Source organism: Cypionkella sp. PAMC25878, assembly GCF_058135695.1.
The window spans coordinates 2,892,438-2,909,541 of sequence record NZ_CM176871.1 but is presented as its reverse complement, the minus strand read 5'-3'; the positions used below and the strand labels follow the sequence as shown (position 1 = coordinate 2,909,541).

Below are 17,104 nucleotides of genomic sequence, written 5' to 3'. Positions count from 1 at the left end.
ATAACCCTCAATACTCATTGGTCTTGGCGCGGATCAGGAAGGCTTCCAGCCCAATCTCACCGATCAACTTGGCCTGCGCCACCCATTTATCGCGGCTGACCCGGCCCCGGAAGCCCTTGAGATTGCTGTCCATCCACGCCACTTCCGCAGGTCCAAAAGCCGCGATCTGCTCAAAGTGGAATATCCCCAAGCTATGACACAGCTTCTCGATCACCGGACCGATGCCTTCAAGCTGTTGCAGATTATCGCCCAAACCGTTGCGCGGCGCCGCAAGCGCTACGGGCTGGCTTTGCGGCCCCGCTGCCAGTACTTTCGCCTCTGGCGTCGCAAGTGGCGTGGCCTCTGGCGCGTTGCCCTCTGCCACCGGCTTTCCCTTCGCAATCACCGGCGCTTCCTGCACAGTCACGCCGGTCTTATCCGCAACGGCTGCCGCACCGGGTTTCGGTTCAACTGCCACGCCAACCGCAGGCGTCACAGCCTCCGGCATCGCCGCCAGTTTCGGATCAGCCGACACCGATTTCGCAATCCACGGCGTCAGCAACGGCACTTCGGTGCCATCAATCCGCTTCACTGTATCGCCAATATCCACCGCCGCCTGCACGCTTGCATTATACGGCTTCCGCCCCGCTTCATGCGATTTCAACGAGGTCAGCCCCGACAAAGGCTCCGCCGCATAACGGCCATTCTGCGGCCCCGGCACCGGAACCTCACCTTTCGAGAACCGCCCGATCAACGCGCGCAGCTTGTCCGCCGTCAGATCCTCATAATAGTCCTTACCGATCTGCGCCATCGGCGCATTGGTGCAAGCGCCCAGACATTCGACTTCTTCCCAGCTGAATTTGCCATCCGCCGACAAAGCATGCGCCTTATCCGCGACCAGTTCCCTACAAACCGCGATCAACTCCTCAGCCCCGCAAATCATACAGGACGTGGTGCCGCAAATCTGGATATGCGCAACGCTTCCAACAGGTTGCAGCTGGAACATGAAGTAAAACGTCGCCACTTCCAGCGCCCGGATATAAGCCATCCCCAGCTTATCCGCGACATGCTCAATCGCCGGACGGGTCAACCACCCCTCCTGTTCCTGAGCCCGCCACAACAGCGGAATGATCGCCGAGGCCTTACGCCCCTCAGGATATTTCGCAATCTGCCCCTCCGCCCAAGCCAGATTGGCCGAGGTAAAAGCAAACGACGCGGGTTGTTCTTTGTGCAGACGGCGAAGCATTAGCGGTCGACCTCCCCGAACACGATATCCATCGTGCCGATGATTGCAGAAACGTCGGCCAGCTGATGGCCCTTGCAGATATAATCCATCGCCTGCAAATGCAGGAACCCCGGCGCGCGGATCTTGGCGCGGTACGGCTTATTGGAGCCATCCGCCTTCAAATACACGCCAAACTCGCCCTTCGGCGCTTCAACCGCCGCGTAAACTTCGCCGGCGGGCACATGGAAACCCTCGGTGTAAAGTTTGAAGTGGTGAATCAAAGCCTCCATCGAGGTTTTCATCTCACCGCGTTTCGGTGGCGACAGCTTGCCACGCGTCAGAACTTCGCCCGGCTCGGCCCGCAGCTTCACAATGCACTGCCGCATGATGTGCAGCGACTGAGTCATCTCCTCCATCCGGCACAGATAGCGATCATAGCAATCGCCGTTCTTGCCGACCGGGATTTTGAACTCAAACTCGTCATAACATTCATAGGGTTGCGAGCGCCGCAAATCCCAAGCCAGACCCGATCCGCGCACCATCACGCCCGAGAATCCGTATTTCAGAATGTCATCTTCCGTCACCACGCCAATATCGGCATTGCGCTGTTTGAAGATGCGGTTTTCGGTCAGAAGCCCGTGCAGGTCTTCCAGCACCTGCGGGAAGGTCTCGGTCCAAGCCTCAATATCATTGATCAGATCGGGCGTCAGATCCTGATGCACGCCACCGGGCCGGAAATAGGCCGCGTGCAGACGCGCGCCAGAAGCACGCTCGTAAAACACCATCAGTTTTTCGCGTTCTTCAAAGCCCCACAGCGGCGGCGTCAAAGCCCCCACGTCCATGGCTTGCGTCGTGGTGTTCAGCAAATGGTTCAGAATCCGGCCAATTTCTGAATACAAAACCCGGATCAGCGAGGCGCGGCGCGGCACGGCGGTGCCCGTCAGACGCTCAATCGCCAGACACCAGGCATGTTCCTGATTCATCGGCGCCACATAGTCGAGGCGGTCGAAATACGGCAGGTTTTGCAGATAGGTCCGGCTTTCCATCAGCTTTTCAGTGCCACGGTGCAGCAGACCAATATGCGGATCGCAACGCTCAACAATCTCGCCGTCCAACTCCAGCACCAAACGCAAAACCCCATGCGCCGCAGGGTGTTGCGGGCCGAAGTTAATGTTGAAATTGCGGATGCGCTGCTCACCCGGCAGGGTGTCAACCGTGCCGTCATCATAGCTGTTCACGCGGATATCGCCGTCCATCATGCGAAGCCCTTTTCCATATTCTTAAGCCATGCCTGCGGCAAAGCCGGAAACACCGTAGCGACATATTCATATTGCGGTCTAAGCCACAGCAAAGCCCGCGCCCGCAAAGCCTCGGGCAGGGCCAGAGATTTGCCCTCATGCACCCGGCGTCCCAGATCAGCCGCCACAGGCGTCAGCCCCAGATGCACCGACAGCTTTGCGATCCCCGGCAGCGTCATCAATTCTTCCTGGAACAGCACCAGCAAAGATTTCACCGGGACCGCCCGCGCCAGCTTTTCCAAAATTGCGGCGTAATCGCCGCGCACCACAATGCCCTTGCCCTCGCCCGACAGATCACCATCCAAAATCGCTGCCATCTGCGCTTCGGCGACCTGCGCAAAGCGGTCGGGTGCCGCGCGCGCAGCAATCATCCGGACGTGGCTCCAAAGTCGCGCCAACGGATCGCGGATCAGATAGACAAAACGCGTGTCCGCCGCCACCTGCGAAAGCCGCGTCAAATCTGCCTGCGACATCAGCCCATAGGCCGGGGTCACATCGCCCACCAGCCGCGCCTGCCCCGCATTTGCGGTCAGATACGCGCGATAAGCCGGCAGATCAATCGCCCGATGGGCCAAAACAGCCCGCCATTCGATCAGATCAGCCAAACGCTGCGCCACGATGGGCTTGCGCTCATCCGGCACCACGCCCAAACGTGCCTGCATTTCGGCAATCTTGCGATCCACCCCACGCAAAGCGCCGTCAAACTGTGCTGCATTGTTCAACGAGAAATAATGCAACTCTTTGATGCTGCGGAAATGACATTGCGGATGCTTAGACAGGTGATCGTAAAGCCAGGATGTCCCCGCTTTCGTCGCCCCCACGCAAAACAGCAATGTCGGATCTTTGCTCACCAGATCAGGCCTTTTTCTCATCACCCGGCAGGATGTACTTGGCACCCTCCCACGGCGACATGAAATCAAATTGACGGTATTCCTGCACCAGATTGACAGGCTCATAGACCACCCGCTTTTGCACCTCGTCGTAGCGCACTTCGGTATAGCCCGTGGTCGGGAAATCCTTACGCAAAGGATGACCGCGAAAGCCGTAATCGGTCAAAATACGCCGCAGATCGGGATGGCCCGAGAACAAAATCCCGAACATATCGAACACTTCACGCTCAAACCAATTCGCCGACGGATGCACGAGGTGGATCGACGGCACCATATCATCCTCGCCCACCGCCACCTTCAGCCGGATGCGGGCATTGGTATACATCGACAGGAAGTGATAGATCACGTCAAAGCGCTCCACCCGCTCGGGGTGATCCACCGCAGTGATATCGACAAGCGAGGAAAACTTGCAGGCCGGATCGACCGTCAGAAAGCCAATGAACGACACCAGCGCAGGCAGCGCCACGGTCACATTCAATTCGCCAAACGCCAGTTCCGTGCCCAGCACCGCATCCGGGCGCTTCTCGGTCAGATAGGCGGCGAGTTCAACCAAATCAGCCATATCGCCCCCCTTAACGCACAAGCGTGCCAGTGCGGCGGATTTTCCGCTGCAACTGCAAAATACCGTAAAGCAAAGCTTCCGCTGTCGGCGGGCAACCCGGCACATAGATATCGACCGGAACGATCCGATCACAGCCGCGCACCACCGAATAGGAATAGTGGTAATAGCCGCCACCGTTCGCGCAGGACCCCATCGAGATCACATAGCGCGGCTCTGGCATCTGGTCATAAACCTTACGCAGCGCCGGGGCCATCTTATTGGTCAAGGTGCCCGCCACGATCATCAAATCCGACTGCCGCGGCGACGCGCGCGGCGCCGTGCCAAACCGCTCCAGATCATAACGCGGCATCGAGGTGTGCATCATCTCCACAGCGCAGCAGGCCAGACCAAAGGTCATCCAGTGCAAAGACCCGTTGCGCGCCCAGTTGATGATATCTTCGGTCGTGGTCAGCAGAAAACCCTTATCCTGCAACTCGCGGTTCAGGGCTTGGGTGGCAACCTCACGGTCCGGCCCCGCCGTATTCGCCCCGGTCATCACGCCCATTCCAGTGCCCCTTTTTTCCACTCATAGGCAAAGCCCACGGTCAGCACACCCAGAAACACCATCATCGACCAGAACCCGACCATGCTGATCTGCCCAAAGGCCACTGCCCAAGGGAACAGGAACGCCACCTCAAGATCGAAGATGATGAACAGGATCGACACCAGATAGAACCGCACGTCAAACTTCATCCGCGCATCGTCAAAGGCGTTGAACCCGCATTCATAGGCCGAGACCTTTTCCGGGTCCGGGTTGCGCACCGCGATCAAAGCGGCGGCGAGGATCAGCACAAGGCCAAGCCCGACAGCAATCGCAAGAAGAATAAGGATGGGCAGATACTCACGAAGAAGATGATCCACGCGAAGCGCTCCTTCAGCTGGCAAACCGCGTCGCAAGCGCTTTGGCTCCCGTCGCTCTTGCTGATCCGTTTACTCCGGCCCCTCGGCGGGGTCAACCAAAGCCCGCAGGAAAAGATGCCGCTTCGACCCGCTAACTCATTGGTTTTTGCGGCCCAATTCATGAGTATTTCACTAAGGAATTTGCGCTGCCACCCCCCTCTTGTGCAAGCGCAGCAAACTGCCCATCTAACAGGCAGAAATCGCTCGAAAGCCCTCCTCATGCGCCTGTTCGCCCTCCTCGCCCTCAGCCTGTTGCCGCTCACCGCCCACGCCGAAGAAATCGGCCGAGTCGGTGTCGATTGGGTTGGCAATGACATCATCATCGAGGCGATCCCCGACCCGAAGGTGCAAGGCGTCACCTGCCACATCAGCTATTTCGAACGCTCGATGTGGGACCGGCTTTCCAAAGGCAACTGGTTCGAAGACCCGTCGAACGCCTCCATCGCCTGTCGCCAAACCGGCCCGATCACCATTGGCGACATAGACACCTCCGAGTCTGGCGAGACCGTGTTCAGCGAAAGCCGCTCGTTGGTGTTCAAATCGCTGAACGTCACCCGCATCTTCGATCAGAAAAACCAAGTGCTGGTCTATCTGACCCATGCCACCGAACTCAGCGATGGTTCGGCGAAAATGTCGATCTCGACGGTGCCGCTGTATAACCCGGCGAAACCCTAAGCCAACGCCGCCGCCATCGTCAGCCCCGGCAGGGTGCCCGCATAGACCGATCCAGCGACCGGATTGCCCGGCGTACCGCCACCCGACAGCTGAAAAATCGCGCCATTCAGATAGCCCGTGGCCGTCCCATGCTGGGTCATCTTCTTGCGCAGATACATCTCATAGCCATTGTCGGTCGGATTGGCCTCTTCGGCAGCATAGGCGGCCCAGTCAGACTTGCTGTCCTTCGCCGCCCGGAACTTCTCAATCGGCAGAAAATCCCCGCCGCCCGCCGTCAAGGTCACCCGCGCATTGCATTGCGGCCCCTTGGAATCGTCATGATCCTTCATGCTCGACGCTTGGCAAATGTCGATCACCAACTGGCGTTCTGATCGCTCCCAGATCCAATCGACGATCTGAATATGCATGCCGTTGGTCAGCATCAGCACCGATCCCACATCGACATCGGCCAGTTTGCCCACCGGCTTGAACTTGGCGGCATAATCCAGCGGCCTGCGCCCGACATAACCCGCCTCGATCCCCGCCGTCGCGAGATAAGTGCCAACAAACCCAATACAATCCATGCCCAACACCGACGCGTCCAGCAGCGCCTGCAAGTAATCGGTCTGCTTGAAAAACGGCGCGAGCGTGGCGTTCTTCGCCAGTGGTGCCGCCAAGCGGTCGACCATGCTCAGCACGGTGACAAAATCATCCGGCATACCCTGCCCGGTGAACACCCGGCCGACGCCCTCGCCCGCCAAAGTGCTGCGATCCGCCGCCGTCCCCGCCGTAGCCAAAGCCTGCCGCAGCACCGAGGCCAGATTCGCCCCGCCAAACAACGTATTCGCCGAGACATAGCGGGTGATCGCCACCACCCCGCCGGGATAGCCAGTGTAGCCCGGCACCACCAAAGACCGCAGCCGATTGACATAATGAAACGGATAAAGCTGTGCCTGCAAGCCCATGACTGTCTCCAAAATCAGATGATCATTTCAAATGCCCGCAGCCTACCACAGCCCTGTAGATTCCTCAAAGTCCGCGTCAAACGACCCGCGCAATCCCGCCAACAGCGGACAAACCCGCTAAAACTTATCTAAAATTATCATCCTCTGTGCTCAAATATCCCACAGGGGTCTGGGGGTGTGAAACCCCCAGCGATCAGCCTAGCAAACCACCCGTTACTGAATAACCGGCAACGCCACAGCCTCAGGCTCCGGCCCCTGCCCCACCACCAAGGCCTCTGCCTTGATGATCCGCGCAATCTGCGCGCAATCCTCCACCGAGAACGTCAAAGGCACCCGCATATCCACCAGCCCCGCCAAAATCCGGTCGGTCTGCGGCAGGTTCTGCACCTCGGCATAGCCCCAATGCTGATAACGCGAGGTAAACGCCACCGGATCGGCGGCACCGAACCACTTCAACTCGACCCCCCGCGCCAACACCCGGCCCAGAAGCGCACCCACCCGCGCTGCAGACCAATCCGGCAGCAGGAACTGGAACGACGACCCGACATAGGTTTCCTCGACAGGCCGCTCCACCAACCGCAACCCCGGCACGCCGCGCAACCCCGCCTCCAACGCCTGATAGCGCTCGGCCCAGCGTGCCACCCGATCCACCAACAGCCCCAGTTGCGGCCGCAAAATCGCCGCCCGCAGATTGTCCATCCGGCCCGAGATGTTTGGGGTTTCCATCCGCACCGCCTCAAACGCCGCCGCACTGGGTGCCGCCCGGTGCCGCCCATACAGCATATAAGACCCCGACAGCAGCACCGCCCGCGCCATCACCGCCTCGTCATCCGAGATCAAAAACCCGCCCTCGCCGGAATTGATATGCTTATAGGTCTGCATCGAATAGCAGCCGATCAACCCCGACCGCCCCGAGGCCACGCCGTTCCAAGCCGCCCCCATCGTATGCGCGCAATCCTCAATGATCAGCACACCCAGCCGCGCACACAACGCCACCAAAGCCTCCATATCGCACAGATGCCCGCGCATATGGCTGAGCATCAGCACCTTCGCCCCTGTAGCGCGCGCCTTCGCCTCCAGATCGCCAAAATCCAGCACCAGCTGTTCCGTCACCTCAACAAACACCGGACGCGCCCCGACACTCGCAATCGCCCCCGGCACCGGGGCCAAGGTGAAGGCATTGGTCAACACAGGCTCGCCCGCCTGCACCCCCACCGCCCGCAAGGCACAGCCCAACGCATAACCGCCCGAAGCCACCGCAAGGCAGTATTTCGCCCCCATCAGGCCCGCGAATTCCTCCTCCAGCAAAGCCGCCTCCGCGACCTCGCCCGCAGCGGTGTTATAGCGATGCAGCCGCCCATGCCGCATCACGGCCACAGCCGCCTCGATCCCCGCCTCTGGAATAGGTTCCTGCTGGGTGAAACTGCCTTCAAACCGTTCTTCAATCACAGGCGTTTCTCCTCACCCGGCACGATCAGCACAAACATCACCAAGGTCAAAGCCATCCCCGCACCTGCCACAAAGAACGCCACATCCGGCGATTGCCAGCCTCCCGGAGCCATAAAATACCCGAAAATCTGGCTGAAAAACACCGTCCCCGCCAACATCGCCACGTTCATGATCGCCGAAATCCCACCCTGCAATTCACCCTGCGCATCATCCGGCACCCGATGCGTCATCATCGCCGTCAGCATCGGATGAATAAACCCCTCCGGCCCATGCACGATCATCAACAGCACAACCACCGTCAAAGACCCCGCCAGCCCATAGCCCGAAGCCGCGATCAAGGCCGAGACCAACCCGACCAACGCCAGATTACGTTCGCCCAACCACCTCACCCCCGGCCCAGTCAAGCCGCCCTGAAACCCCGCCATCACAATGCCAAACACCGCGAGGCTCACCCCGACCATTGCCGAAGACCAGCCAAACTTCGCCATCCCCCAATACGGCCAGATCGCGGGATAGACACTGGTGAAAAAGAAGAACGCGAACATCACCGCGCACATCGGGATCACGCCCTGATAGCTGCGAAACACCTTGAACGCGCCCAAAGGGTTCGAGCGCGCCAAACTAAAAGCGCGGCGGTTCTGCGCTGCCAAAGTCTCGGGCAGCACAAACCAGCCGTAAATGAAATTCAGCCCCGAAATCGCCGCCGCCACAAAGAATGGCACCCGCGGACCGAACTCGCCCAACACCCCGCCCAAAGCTGGCCCCAGCACAAAGCCCAACCCAAACGCCCCGCCCATCATGCCGAAATACTTCGCCCGCTCGGCAGGCTCGGTCACATCGGTGATAAACGCATTGGCAATCACCCAGCTTGAGCCACATACCCCCGCAATAACGCGCCCCACGAACAGCCAGATCAGCGTTGGCGCAAGCCCCTGCAATAGATTGTCCAGCCCAAGACCCGCAATCGCCAGCAACAACAGCGGGCGGCGCCCAAACCGATCCGACAGGTTACCCATCAGCGGGCTGAACGCGAACTGCGCCATCGAGAACGCGAAAAACATCCAGCCGCCAATGATCGAGGCCTCAGACAGACTGACCTGCCCGACCTGCTCGATCAGTTGCGGCAGCACCGGGATGATCAAGCCAAAGCCGATCATGTCCAACAGAACACACAGCAACACAAAGATTATCGCGTGGCGGGACGGGGCTTTTGTCATTCGCGCAACCTAAGTCGCGGCCCCAAAACTGTCAAACCGCCCAAGAACGGTCAAACCAGCACCCTTGCCACCAACTCCGGCAAATCTTCAAACCTATGCAGCAGCGCCTCTGGCTGCAGCCGAGACACCCCCGCTCCCTCCGGCCCAAACGTCACCAGCGCCACCGGCACCCCTGCCGCCAACCCCGTCAGCCGATCCGTCTCGGTATCGCCAATCAGCATCGAGCGCCCAATAGCCCCGCCAACCCGCCGCACCACCTCAACATAAGGCGCCGGATCAGGCTTGCGCACCGGCAGCGTATCCGCCCCGACCAGCGCCCCAAACAAATGCGAAACCCCCAAGCGCCGCACCAATTCCACCGCCAGCCCCTCGGGCTTATTGGTGCAAATCGCCGTGCGATACCCGGCACTCAGCAAAGCCTCCACCGCCGCCACAGCCCCCGGATACATCCGCGTATGCACATCAATCCCATCGGCATAAGCTGCCAGCAGCACAGGATATTGCGCTGAGATATCCGCCTCAGAATACCGCAGCCCCAACCGCTCAAACCCCAACCGCAGCATCGCCCGCCCGCCATGAAACGCTGTCAAAGTATCGCGCCCGTCTAACACCACCCCATGCCCCAACTGCGCAAAACAAGCATTGGCCGCGCTGAGCAAATCCGCACTGGTATCCGCCAACGTGCCATCCAGATCAAAGACCACCGTTTTCATTCTGTAACCTTGCGTGAAGAACCACCCCTTGCGGCCCCGCCGATCCGGGGTAAAACGGGTGTAAAAGAAAAGGAAGAGGAAGATGTCGGTTTCATTCATCATATTGGCGGCAGGCATGGGAAGCCGGATGAACTCCGACCTGCCGAAAGTGCTGCATCACATAGCCGCCGCCCCGCTGTTGCATCACGCCCTGACCGCCGCCCGCAACCTAGAGCCATCGCGCATCGTCGTCGTCACCGGGCATGAAGCCGCCCTCGTCACCAAATCCGCCGAAGCCTTCGATGTCTCGGTCCAATGCGTCGTGCAAGACCCGCAACTTGGCACCGCCCATGCCGTTGCCCAAGCAGCCCCCCTGCTGGCCGAGATGGGCGGCGAAGCTATCGTACTTTACGGCGACACCCCGTTCATCCGCCCCGAAACCCTAGAGGCCATGCTGCACGCCCGCGCCCGCCATTCGGTGGTGGTTCTGGGCTTTGAAGCCAAAGACCCCGGCCTCTACGGTCGGCTGGTGACCTCTGGCGAGACCTTGGAAAAGATCGTCGAATACCAAGAGGCCACGGATGAAGAACGCAGCATAACCCTTTGTAACTCCGGTGTGATCTGCGCCTCTGCCAAAACCATGTTTGATCTGATCGCTCGCGTCGGCAACATCAACGCTGCCGCCGAATACTACCTGACCGATATTGTCGAAATCGCCCACGCCGATGGCCTGTCAGCAGGCGTCGTCATCTGCGACGAATCCGAAACCTTGGGTGTGAACACCCGCGCGCAACTGGCCGAGGCCGAAGCCGCCTTCCAATCCCGCGCCCGCAGCGATGCCTTGGAAAACGGCGTCACCCTCACCGCCCCCGAAACCGTGTTCTTCGCCCTCGACACCCATATCGGCCGCGACGCCATCATCGGCCCCAACGTGATCTTTGGTCCTGCTGTCACCATCGAATCCGGCGCCGAGATCAAAGGCTTCTGCCACCTCGAAGGCTGCCACGTCAGCCGCGGTGCAACTGTCGGCCCGTTCGCAAGGCTCCGCCCCGGTGCCGAACTCGCCGAAGATGTCCATGTCGGCAACTTTGTTGAGATAAAAAACGCCATCCTCGACGAAGGCGTCAAAGTTGGCCATCTGACCTATATCGGCGACGCTGACGTTGGCGAATTCACCAATATCGGCGCCGGCACCGTCACCTGCAATTACGACGGCGTGATGAAACACCGCACCAAAATCGGCAAACGCGCCTTCATCGGATCGGACACCATGCTGGTCGCCCCCGTCAGCATCGGCAACGACGCCCTCACCGCCTCGGGTTCCGTCATCACCGAAAACGTCCCCGATGCAGCCCTCGCCTTGGGTCGTGCCAAGCAGGTCAACAAACCGGGCCTCGCCATCAAACTGATGGCCCGCCTCAAATCCATCAAAGCCGCGAAAGGAAGCTCATAAATGTGTGGTATCGTTGGCGTTCTTGGCAATAACGAGGTTGCCCCCCTGCTGGTCGAATCCCTCAAACGCCTCGAATATCGCGGCTACGATTCTGCAGGCATCGCCACCGTCAACAATGGCAAGCTCGACCGCCGCCGCGCCGTCGGCAAGCTGGTCAACCTCTCCGACCTGCTGGTGCATGAACCCCTCGCGGGCAAGGCTGGCATCGGCCACACCCGTTGGGCGACGCATGGTGCGGCCACCACCACCAACGCCCATCCCCACCGCTCCGGCCCGGTCGCCGTGGTCCACAACGGCATCATCGAAAACTTCCGCGAACTGCGCACCGAACTGGCCGCCGCAGGCCTGACGCAAGAATCCGAGACCGACACCGAGACCGTCGCCCTTCTCGCACATCTGTACATCAGCCGTGGTGCCACCCCGACCGAGGCCGCCCGCCAAACCCTGAAACGCCTGCACGGTGCCTTCGCTTTGTGCTTCCTGTTTGACGGCGAAGAAGACCTGATCATCGCCGCCCGCAAAGGCTCTCCGCTCGCCATCGGCCACGGCGATGGTGAGATGTTTGTCGGCTCCGACGCCATTGCCCTCGCGCCAATGACCGACCGCATAACCTATCTCGAAGAAGGCGACTGGGCGGTGATCACCCGCCAAGGCGCTGTGATCTATGATGAAATGGATCGCCTCGCCAACCGCGCCGAATCCCGGATTCAAGTCGATGCCACAAGGATCGAAAAGGCTGGCTATAAGCATTTCATGGCGAAAGAAATCGCCGAACAACCCGTGGTGATCGCCGACGCCCTGAAGCGCTACGTTCAAAACGGCGCGCTGCAACTGCCCGCCGAGGTTGATTTCACCGCCGTGGACCGCATCACCATGGTCGCCTGCGGCACCGCCAGCTATGCCTGCCACGTCGCAAAATACTGGTTCGAGCAAATCGCAGACCTGCCTTGCGAGATCGACGTCGCCTCCGAATTCCGCTACCGCGAACCGCCATTGTCGCCAACCTCATGGGCGCTGTTCGTCAGCCAATCCGGTGAGACCGCCGATACCCTCGCCGCCCTGCGCTACACCCGCGAAAAAGTCGCGAAAATCGTCGCCGTGGTCAACGTCCCCACCTCCTCGATCGCCCGCGAAGCTGATCTGGCTCTGCCGATCATGGCGGGGATCGAGATTGGCGTCGCCTCGACCAAAGCCTTCACCTGCCAGCTCACCACCCTCGCCCTGCTGGCGCTGAAAGCAGCCCAAGACCGGGGTCGCCTGACGCCCGAAGCCCTCAGTGCCCATCTAAATGATCTGGCAGCCCTGCCCGGCCTGATGAACCACGCCCTTGCCCTCAGCACCACAATCGCCGCCATCGCCGAAGAACTCTCCGAAGCCCAAGACGTGCTGTTCCTCGGCCGGGGTGCGATGTTCCCCCTCGCCCTCGAGGGCGCGCTAAAACTGAAAGAAATCAGCTATATCCACGCCGAAGGTTATGCATCAGGTGAACTAAAACACGGCCCGATCGCGCTGATCTCGCCGCAAGTCCCGGTGATCGTGCTCGCCCCCCGCGATCACCTGTTCGAGAAAACCGTCTCGAACATGCAAGAGGTCATGGCCCGCCACGGCAAAGTGCTGCTGATCTCTGACGCCCAAGGCATCACCGAGGCCGGTATGGATTGCTGGAAAACCATCACCATGCCCGAGGTGTCCGACGCCTTCGCCCCAATCCTCTACGCGATCCCCGCGCAACTTCTGGCCTACCACACCGCCATCGCCAAAGGCACCGATGTCGACCAACCCCGCAACCTCGCAAAATCGGTAACCGTCGAATGATCGCCTCCAGCTATATTGACCGGGCCCTGTCACAACTCAACGCCCTCGCTGACCCACAAAAAGCCATTGAGGCGCAAGCCTATCACAAAGCCGACCGCCCCTATCTCGGCCTGAAAGTGCCGCAGATTGAGGAACTCACCACCGTCTGGCGCGCCGAGTGCAGCCTTGAAGACCGCATCCAACTGGCAAGCGATCTGTGGGACAGCAACATCCACGAGGCTCGCGTCGCTGCCGCCAAACTGCTGACCCAAGCCCGTATCAAGCCCGACGATACCGCCGCGTGGGATCTGATCTGCCAATGGGTGCCGCAGTTTGACGCTTGGGCCATCGCCGATCACGTCTGTATCGCCGCCCAAAAGCGCATCACCGCCGACCCATCCCGCATCGACACGGTGGAGACCTGGACCACATCCGAGAACATGTGGACCCGCCGCGCCGCCCTCGTCGCCACCCTGCCCTTCACCAAGCAGAACTTCCCGAAAGAGTTCGAACTGGACATCCGCGACCGCGTGCTCGGCTGGGCCGCCGTCTACATCGACGACAAAGACTGGTTCATCCAGAAAGCCGTCGCTTGGTGGTTGCGCGATCTGTCAAAACATGACCCCGCCCGCACCGCCGCGTTCCTCGATCAGCACGGCGAACGCATGAAAAGCTTCGCCCGCAAAGAAGCCGCGCAATATCTGGGCTGACCGCTTCAGGTCGCCCTCTCTGCGCAAATATCCTCAGGGGTGAGCCGCGCCGCGCCGAGGGGCAGAGTGCCCCTGCCTTCGCCTCACTCTGCGCACCTTCGCCTCACTCCGCGTAGATCGTAACCTCAGGCAGATCGGTCAACCCCAGCCCCAAAGCCCGGAACGCCGCCAGCGACAACGATGCAGCCCCGCTTCCCGGCAACAAATCCACCGCCACCGAACCGCCGCTTTCCGTCACCACCCGCCCCTTGCCCTTGGCCACCACCAGCGGTGATTTCACCCAAAGCCCCTGCTCAGCCGGGCTGCCCAAAGCCACCACGGCGGACCCCAAAGCCCGCGCGCCGCCCGCAGGCTTCGCCGCAACCGCCGCCGCCCGCTCGGCCGCCGTGGTCTGATCCAGCGCCGCCGCCGCAACACCCGCGCCAATGACCGGGCGCTGCATCGGTGCCACCGCCGCATCCGGCTTGGATGGTTTCATCATCGCGCAGCCGGAAAGCCCCAGCGCCACGCTCATCAGGATCAAGCTTTTATACATCATAGCTTCAGGATACCGTGGCGGCTCCCGGCGCGCAACTGTCGCATTCCACCTTGCCGCCCGCCGCCCGCGCGCCTATTTTAGCAACATGTCAGAGATGCCCCTCATCGACCCCTTCGCCCGCGCAATCTCCTACCTGCGCGTTTCGGTCACCGACCGCTGCGATTTCCGCTGCGCCTATTGCATGACCGAGCATATGACCTTCCTGCCGAAAGCCGAGCTGCTGACGCTGGAAGAACTCGACCGTCTCTGCTCCAACTTCATCGCCCTTGGCGTCGAAAAACTCCGCATCACCGGCGGCGAACCCTTGGTGCGCAAAGGCATCATGACGTTTTTTGAGGCGATGTCGCGCCACCTGCAAACTGGCGCGCTGAAAGAACTCACCCTCACCACCAACGGCTCGCAACTGCGCAAATATGCCCAAGACCTCGCCGCCTGCGGTGTCAAACGCATCAACGTCTCGCTCGACACCCTTGATGAGAAAAAATTTGCCGAAATCACCCGCTGGGGCCGCCTCGCCCAAGTGCTGGACGGCATTGAGGCCGCGAAAGACGCAGGCCTGCAAGTCAAGATCAACGCCGTCGCCCTGAAGGGCTTCAACGAGGATGAACTGTTCCGCCTAACCGCTTGGTGCGCCGCTGAAAATCACGATCTCACCTTCATCGAAGTCATGCCAATGGGCGACATGGGCGAGGCCCAACGCATCGACCAATACTGGCCGCTGAAAGATCTGCGCGCAGAACTCGCCACCCGCTACACCCTGCAAGACCTCCCCGATCGCACCGGCGGCCCCGCCCGCTACGTCCGCCTGACCGAGACGGGCCAGCGCATAGGCTTCATCACCCCACTCACCCATAACTTCTGCGAAAGCTGCAACCGCGTCCGCCTGACCTGCACCGGCGAGCTTTACATGTGCCTCGGTCAAGAAGACATGGCCGACCTCCGCGCCCCCCTGCGCGCCAGCCCCGAGGATGCCTCCCTGCGCGCAGCCATCCGCAGCGCGATCAGCCACAAGCCGAAAGGTCATGATTTCGACTACACGCGGCAAGGTGTCAAAGGCCAGATGACCCGGCATATGAGCCATACGGGGGGGTAGGCGCGCACCGTTACGCGTCGAGCCCGCTCAATCCGCAGAAACAAACCGTCACTTTGCACGGCAGTTCTTGGTGTCAAAAACCGATGCCGCATCGAATTTGATCAACCGCGAATTTTCGGGGATGCCGTCCACATAATCCACAATGAACGCGCTATTGTTTCTATCAGCCGTGTCACCATTCACTGTGATGATACTAGTTCGAATTTTTCCATCTGCATCTCGATCCAAGAATACCGTACTGGCATCCAATTCCCTCGGAAGCAGAAAGCTCTTGGCCGATTCAATTTGCGAATTCTGAATAATCGTAAACTTTGTCCGACTCCCGGGCTCAGAAAAATCTGTCGACATCACCACAACTGCGTCAGCTTTGGGATTTGAAGCAACATCCAAAACACTCTCTATTTTCAACTGACCTATCGCCGCTGCCTCAACTTCCAAAGATTGGCCTACAATGCGTCCTTCGGCCAGCCACGAATTGTTCATCAAGTCGGTATCTGATAATTCCCTTGTCCCATCCTTATTCCATACATCAAACGAATAGGATGCACCCAGAAACCGATCCTCATCCATTTGCGCCAAACGGTGTATGGTTGAGAATGTTGGGCCAGAAAAAACTGAAACCTGTCCATCTCGATACGATGCCAAATGCCTACGGGGGACAGTGTTGCCAGAGGATTCAGAGTTATAACGTCCCGAAAAGAACAAAACCTCGGATGCATGTTTGCCGGCCATAACCGCAGGCCCGCCAATATATTGGTCACTTGATACCAATCTGCTACACCGTAACCGCCCGACATTGGTCGCCTTATGATGGTGTCTGCCTTGTCTTAGAGACGTCCATAATGACGTCATTATGGACGTCACTTATGTGAGGGCGGCATGCGAGGTGATCTTCTGGGTGCGGTTGAACGTCGGCGTCGTTGGACGGATGCCGAGAAGTTTGCTGTGGTGTGCGAGGTGGGTCGTCACGGCGCTTCGGTGACGCAGGTTGCTCAGCGCCACGATCTCAGGCGGCAGCAGATTTATGCTTGGCGGCATGATCTGCGCAAGAAGGGGCTTTGCGAGCCAGAGGGCGCGGCACTGTTCTTGCCGGTCGATTTTGCGCCGCCACCGGTTCCTGAGGCGGAGGTGGCTGCGGAGTCCGCCGCGCCGATGGTGGAGATCGTGTTGCGGAATGGCCGTCAGATCCGGTGCCGGGGAGGCATTGGCGACGATGATCTGGCGCGGCTGATCCGGTTGGTCGAGGCGGCATGATTGGGCCGGGCACCGGTGTTCGGGTTTATCTGGCCTGCGGGACGACCGACATGCGCAAGGGCATCGAAGGGTTGGCGGCCCTGGCTCAGGACGTGTTGCGGCAGAAGGCGGCGGGTGGGGCTGTGTTTGCGTTCCGCGGCAAACGAGGCGACAGGCTGAAGCTGCTGCACTGGGACGGCCAGGGGTTCTGCCTCTATTACAAGGTGTTGGAGCGGGGGCGGTTTCCGTGACCTGCCGCAAAGGACGGGGCGGCGAGATTGACCTCAGCGCAGCTTGCAATGCTATGGGAGGGGATCGATTGGCGGCGTCCGGATTGGGGCGCGCCGCCCGCCCGAGTTGGATAGATAAATCGCTGTTTTTACTTGTTTTTATGGTGCCTCTGCAAGGCTCAT

19 protein-coding genes are annotated in these 17,104 nt (G+C 60.1%); 7 read left to right on the top strand and 12 right to left on the bottom strand.

Features of this window, described 5'->3' with window-relative positions; translation table 11 throughout:
• Positions 1-7: 7 nt before the first annotated feature.
• The 6 genes from ACS5RD_RS14185 to ACS5RD_RS14160 are packed head-to-tail and all read right to left on the bottom strand — an operon-like array spanning position 8 to position 4,854.
• Positions 8-1,225: an NADH-quinone oxidoreductase subunit E gene (locus ACS5RD_RS14185; RefSeq protein WP_489927957.1), complete on the bottom strand. Its 1,218-nt coding sequence runs from the start codon at positions 1,223-1,225 to the stop codon at positions 8-10.
• Complete coding sequence (locus ACS5RD_RS14180; protein ID WP_489927956.1) at positions 1,225-2,463, bottom strand: NADH-quinone oxidoreductase subunit D; 1,239 nt, start codon at positions 2,461-2,463, stop codon at positions 1,225-1,227. The genes ACS5RD_RS14185 and ACS5RD_RS14180 overlap by 1 nt, the downstream gene beginning before the upstream one ends.
• Positions 2,460-3,353 (bottom strand): sulfotransferase, encoded by an 894-nt coding sequence (locus ACS5RD_RS14175; protein WP_489927955.1) that lies wholly within the window; start codon positions 3,351-3,353, stop codon positions 2,460-2,462. Before ACS5RD_RS14175 ends, ACS5RD_RS14180 begins: the two co-directional genes overlap by 4 nt.
• Positions 3,354-3,357: 4 nt before the next feature.
• Positions 3,358-3,954 (bottom strand): NADH-quinone oxidoreductase subunit C, encoded by a 597-nt coding sequence (locus ACS5RD_RS14170; protein WP_489927954.1) that lies wholly within the window; start codon positions 3,952-3,954, stop codon positions 3,358-3,360.
• Positions 3,955-3,964: 10 nt separating this feature from the next.
• The gene (locus tag ACS5RD_RS14165; RefSeq protein ID WP_202905545.1) at positions 3,965-4,498 is read right to left on the bottom strand and encodes a NuoB/complex I 20 kDa subunit family protein; all 534 of its coding nucleotides are present in this window, start codon (positions 4,496-4,498) and stop codon (positions 3,965-3,967) included.
• A complete protein-coding gene (locus ACS5RD_RS14160) occupies positions 4,489-4,854 on the bottom strand; it encodes an NADH-quinone oxidoreductase subunit A (RefSeq protein ID WP_054004862.1) in 366 nt (121 codons plus the stop codon). Before ACS5RD_RS14160 ends, ACS5RD_RS14165 begins: the two co-directional genes overlap by 10 nt.
• A 258-nt stretch (positions 4,855-5,112) precedes the next feature.
• On the opposite strand from ACS5RD_RS14160, the gene ACS5RD_RS14155 reads away from it, so the two are divergent.
• Positions 5,113-5,568, top strand: a complete 456-nt coding sequence (locus tag ACS5RD_RS14155) for a CreA family protein (protein WP_054004861.1) — start codon at positions 5,113-5,115, stop codon at positions 5,566-5,568.
• Here the strand turns inward: ACS5RD_RS14155 and ACS5RD_RS14150 are convergent.
• The 4 genes from ACS5RD_RS14150 to ACS5RD_RS14135 all read right to left on the bottom strand — a co-directional run bounded on the left by ACS5RD_RS14150 (position 5,565) and on the right by ACS5RD_RS14135 (position 9,891).
• A complete protein-coding gene (locus ACS5RD_RS14150) occupies positions 5,565-6,512 on the bottom strand; it encodes a hypothetical protein (RefSeq protein WP_489927953.1) in 948 nt (315 codons plus the stop codon). The two genes, ACS5RD_RS14155 and ACS5RD_RS14150, sit on opposite strands and share 4 nt — an antisense overlap.
• A 213-nt stretch (positions 6,513-6,725) precedes the next feature.
• Positions 6,726-7,958 (bottom strand): DegT/DnrJ/EryC1/StrS family aminotransferase, encoded by a 1,233-nt coding sequence (locus ACS5RD_RS14145; protein ID WP_489931381.1) that lies wholly within the window; start codon positions 7,956-7,958, stop codon positions 6,726-6,728.
• Positions 7,958-9,178: an MFS transporter gene (locus tag ACS5RD_RS14140; protein ID WP_489927952.1), complete on the bottom strand. Its 1,221-nt coding sequence runs from the start codon at positions 9,176-9,178 to the stop codon at positions 7,958-7,960. Before ACS5RD_RS14140 ends, ACS5RD_RS14145 begins: the two co-directional genes overlap by 1 nt.
• Before the next feature lie 50 nt (positions 9,179-9,228).
• Entirely contained in the window at positions 9,229-9,891 is a 663-nt protein-coding gene (locus tag ACS5RD_RS14135; protein ID WP_489927951.1) for an HAD family hydrolase, read from the bottom strand.
• A gap of 82 nt (positions 9,892-9,973) precedes the next feature.
• Here ACS5RD_RS14135 and glmU point away from each other — a divergent pair, with 82 nt between their 5' ends.
• The 3 genes from glmU to ACS5RD_RS14120 are packed head-to-tail and all read left to right on the top strand — an operon-like array spanning position 9,974 to position 13,827.
• A complete protein-coding gene (glmU, locus tag ACS5RD_RS14130) occupies positions 9,974-11,323 on the top strand; it encodes a bifunctional UDP-N-acetylglucosamine diphosphorylase/glucosamine-1-phosphate N-acetyltransferase GlmU (RefSeq protein ID WP_489927950.1) in 1,350 nt (449 codons plus the stop codon).
• Positions 11,324-13,138 (top strand): glutamine--fructose-6-phosphate transaminase (isomerizing), encoded by a 1,815-nt coding sequence (gene glmS / locus ACS5RD_RS14125; protein ID WP_489927949.1) that lies wholly within the window; start codon positions 11,324-11,326, stop codon positions 13,136-13,138.
• Positions 13,135-13,827 carry a DNA alkylation repair protein gene (locus ACS5RD_RS14120; RefSeq protein ID WP_489927948.1) on the top strand — a complete coding sequence of 231 codons (693 nt, stop codon included), beginning with the start codon at positions 13,135-13,137 and terminating at the stop codon, positions 13,825-13,827. Before glmS ends, ACS5RD_RS14120 begins: the two co-directional genes overlap by 4 nt.
• 103 nt (positions 13,828-13,930) lie before the next feature.
• Here the strand turns inward: ACS5RD_RS14120 and ACS5RD_RS14115 are convergent, their stop codons facing one another.
• Positions 13,931-14,362, bottom strand: coding sequence for a hypothetical protein (locus tag ACS5RD_RS14115; RefSeq protein WP_489927947.1), 432 nt, complete (start codon positions 14,360-14,362; stop codon positions 13,931-13,933).
• 97 nt (positions 14,363-14,459) lie between these two features.
• Here ACS5RD_RS14115 and moaA point away from each other — a divergent pair, with 97 nt between their 5' ends.
• Positions 14,460-15,458, top strand: coding sequence for a GTP 3',8-cyclase MoaA (gene moaA, locus ACS5RD_RS14110; protein WP_489927946.1), 999 nt, complete (start codon positions 14,460-14,462; stop codon positions 15,456-15,458).
• A gap of 48 nt (positions 15,459-15,506) precedes the next feature.
• On the opposite strand, the gene ACS5RD_RS14105 is transcribed toward moaA, so the two are convergent.
• Entirely contained in the window at positions 15,507-16,190 is a 684-nt protein-coding gene (locus ACS5RD_RS14105) for a hypothetical protein (protein ID WP_489927945.1), read from the bottom strand.
• 147 nt (positions 16,191-16,337) lie between these two features.
• Here ACS5RD_RS14105 and tnpA point away from each other — a divergent pair, with 147 nt between their 5' ends.
• The gene (tnpA, locus tag ACS5RD_RS14100; RefSeq protein ID WP_489927843.1) at positions 16,338-16,712 is read left to right on the top strand and encodes an IS66-like element accessory protein TnpA; all 375 of its coding nucleotides are present in this window, start codon (positions 16,338-16,340) and stop codon (positions 16,710-16,712) included.
• Positions 16,709-16,942: an IS66 family insertion sequence element accessory protein TnpB gene (gene tnpB, locus ACS5RD_RS14095; protein ID WP_489927842.1), complete on the top strand. Its 234-nt coding sequence runs from the start codon at positions 16,709-16,711 to the stop codon at positions 16,940-16,942. Before tnpA ends, tnpB begins: the two co-directional genes overlap by 4 nt.
• Positions 16,943-17,104: the final 162 nt, after the last annotated feature.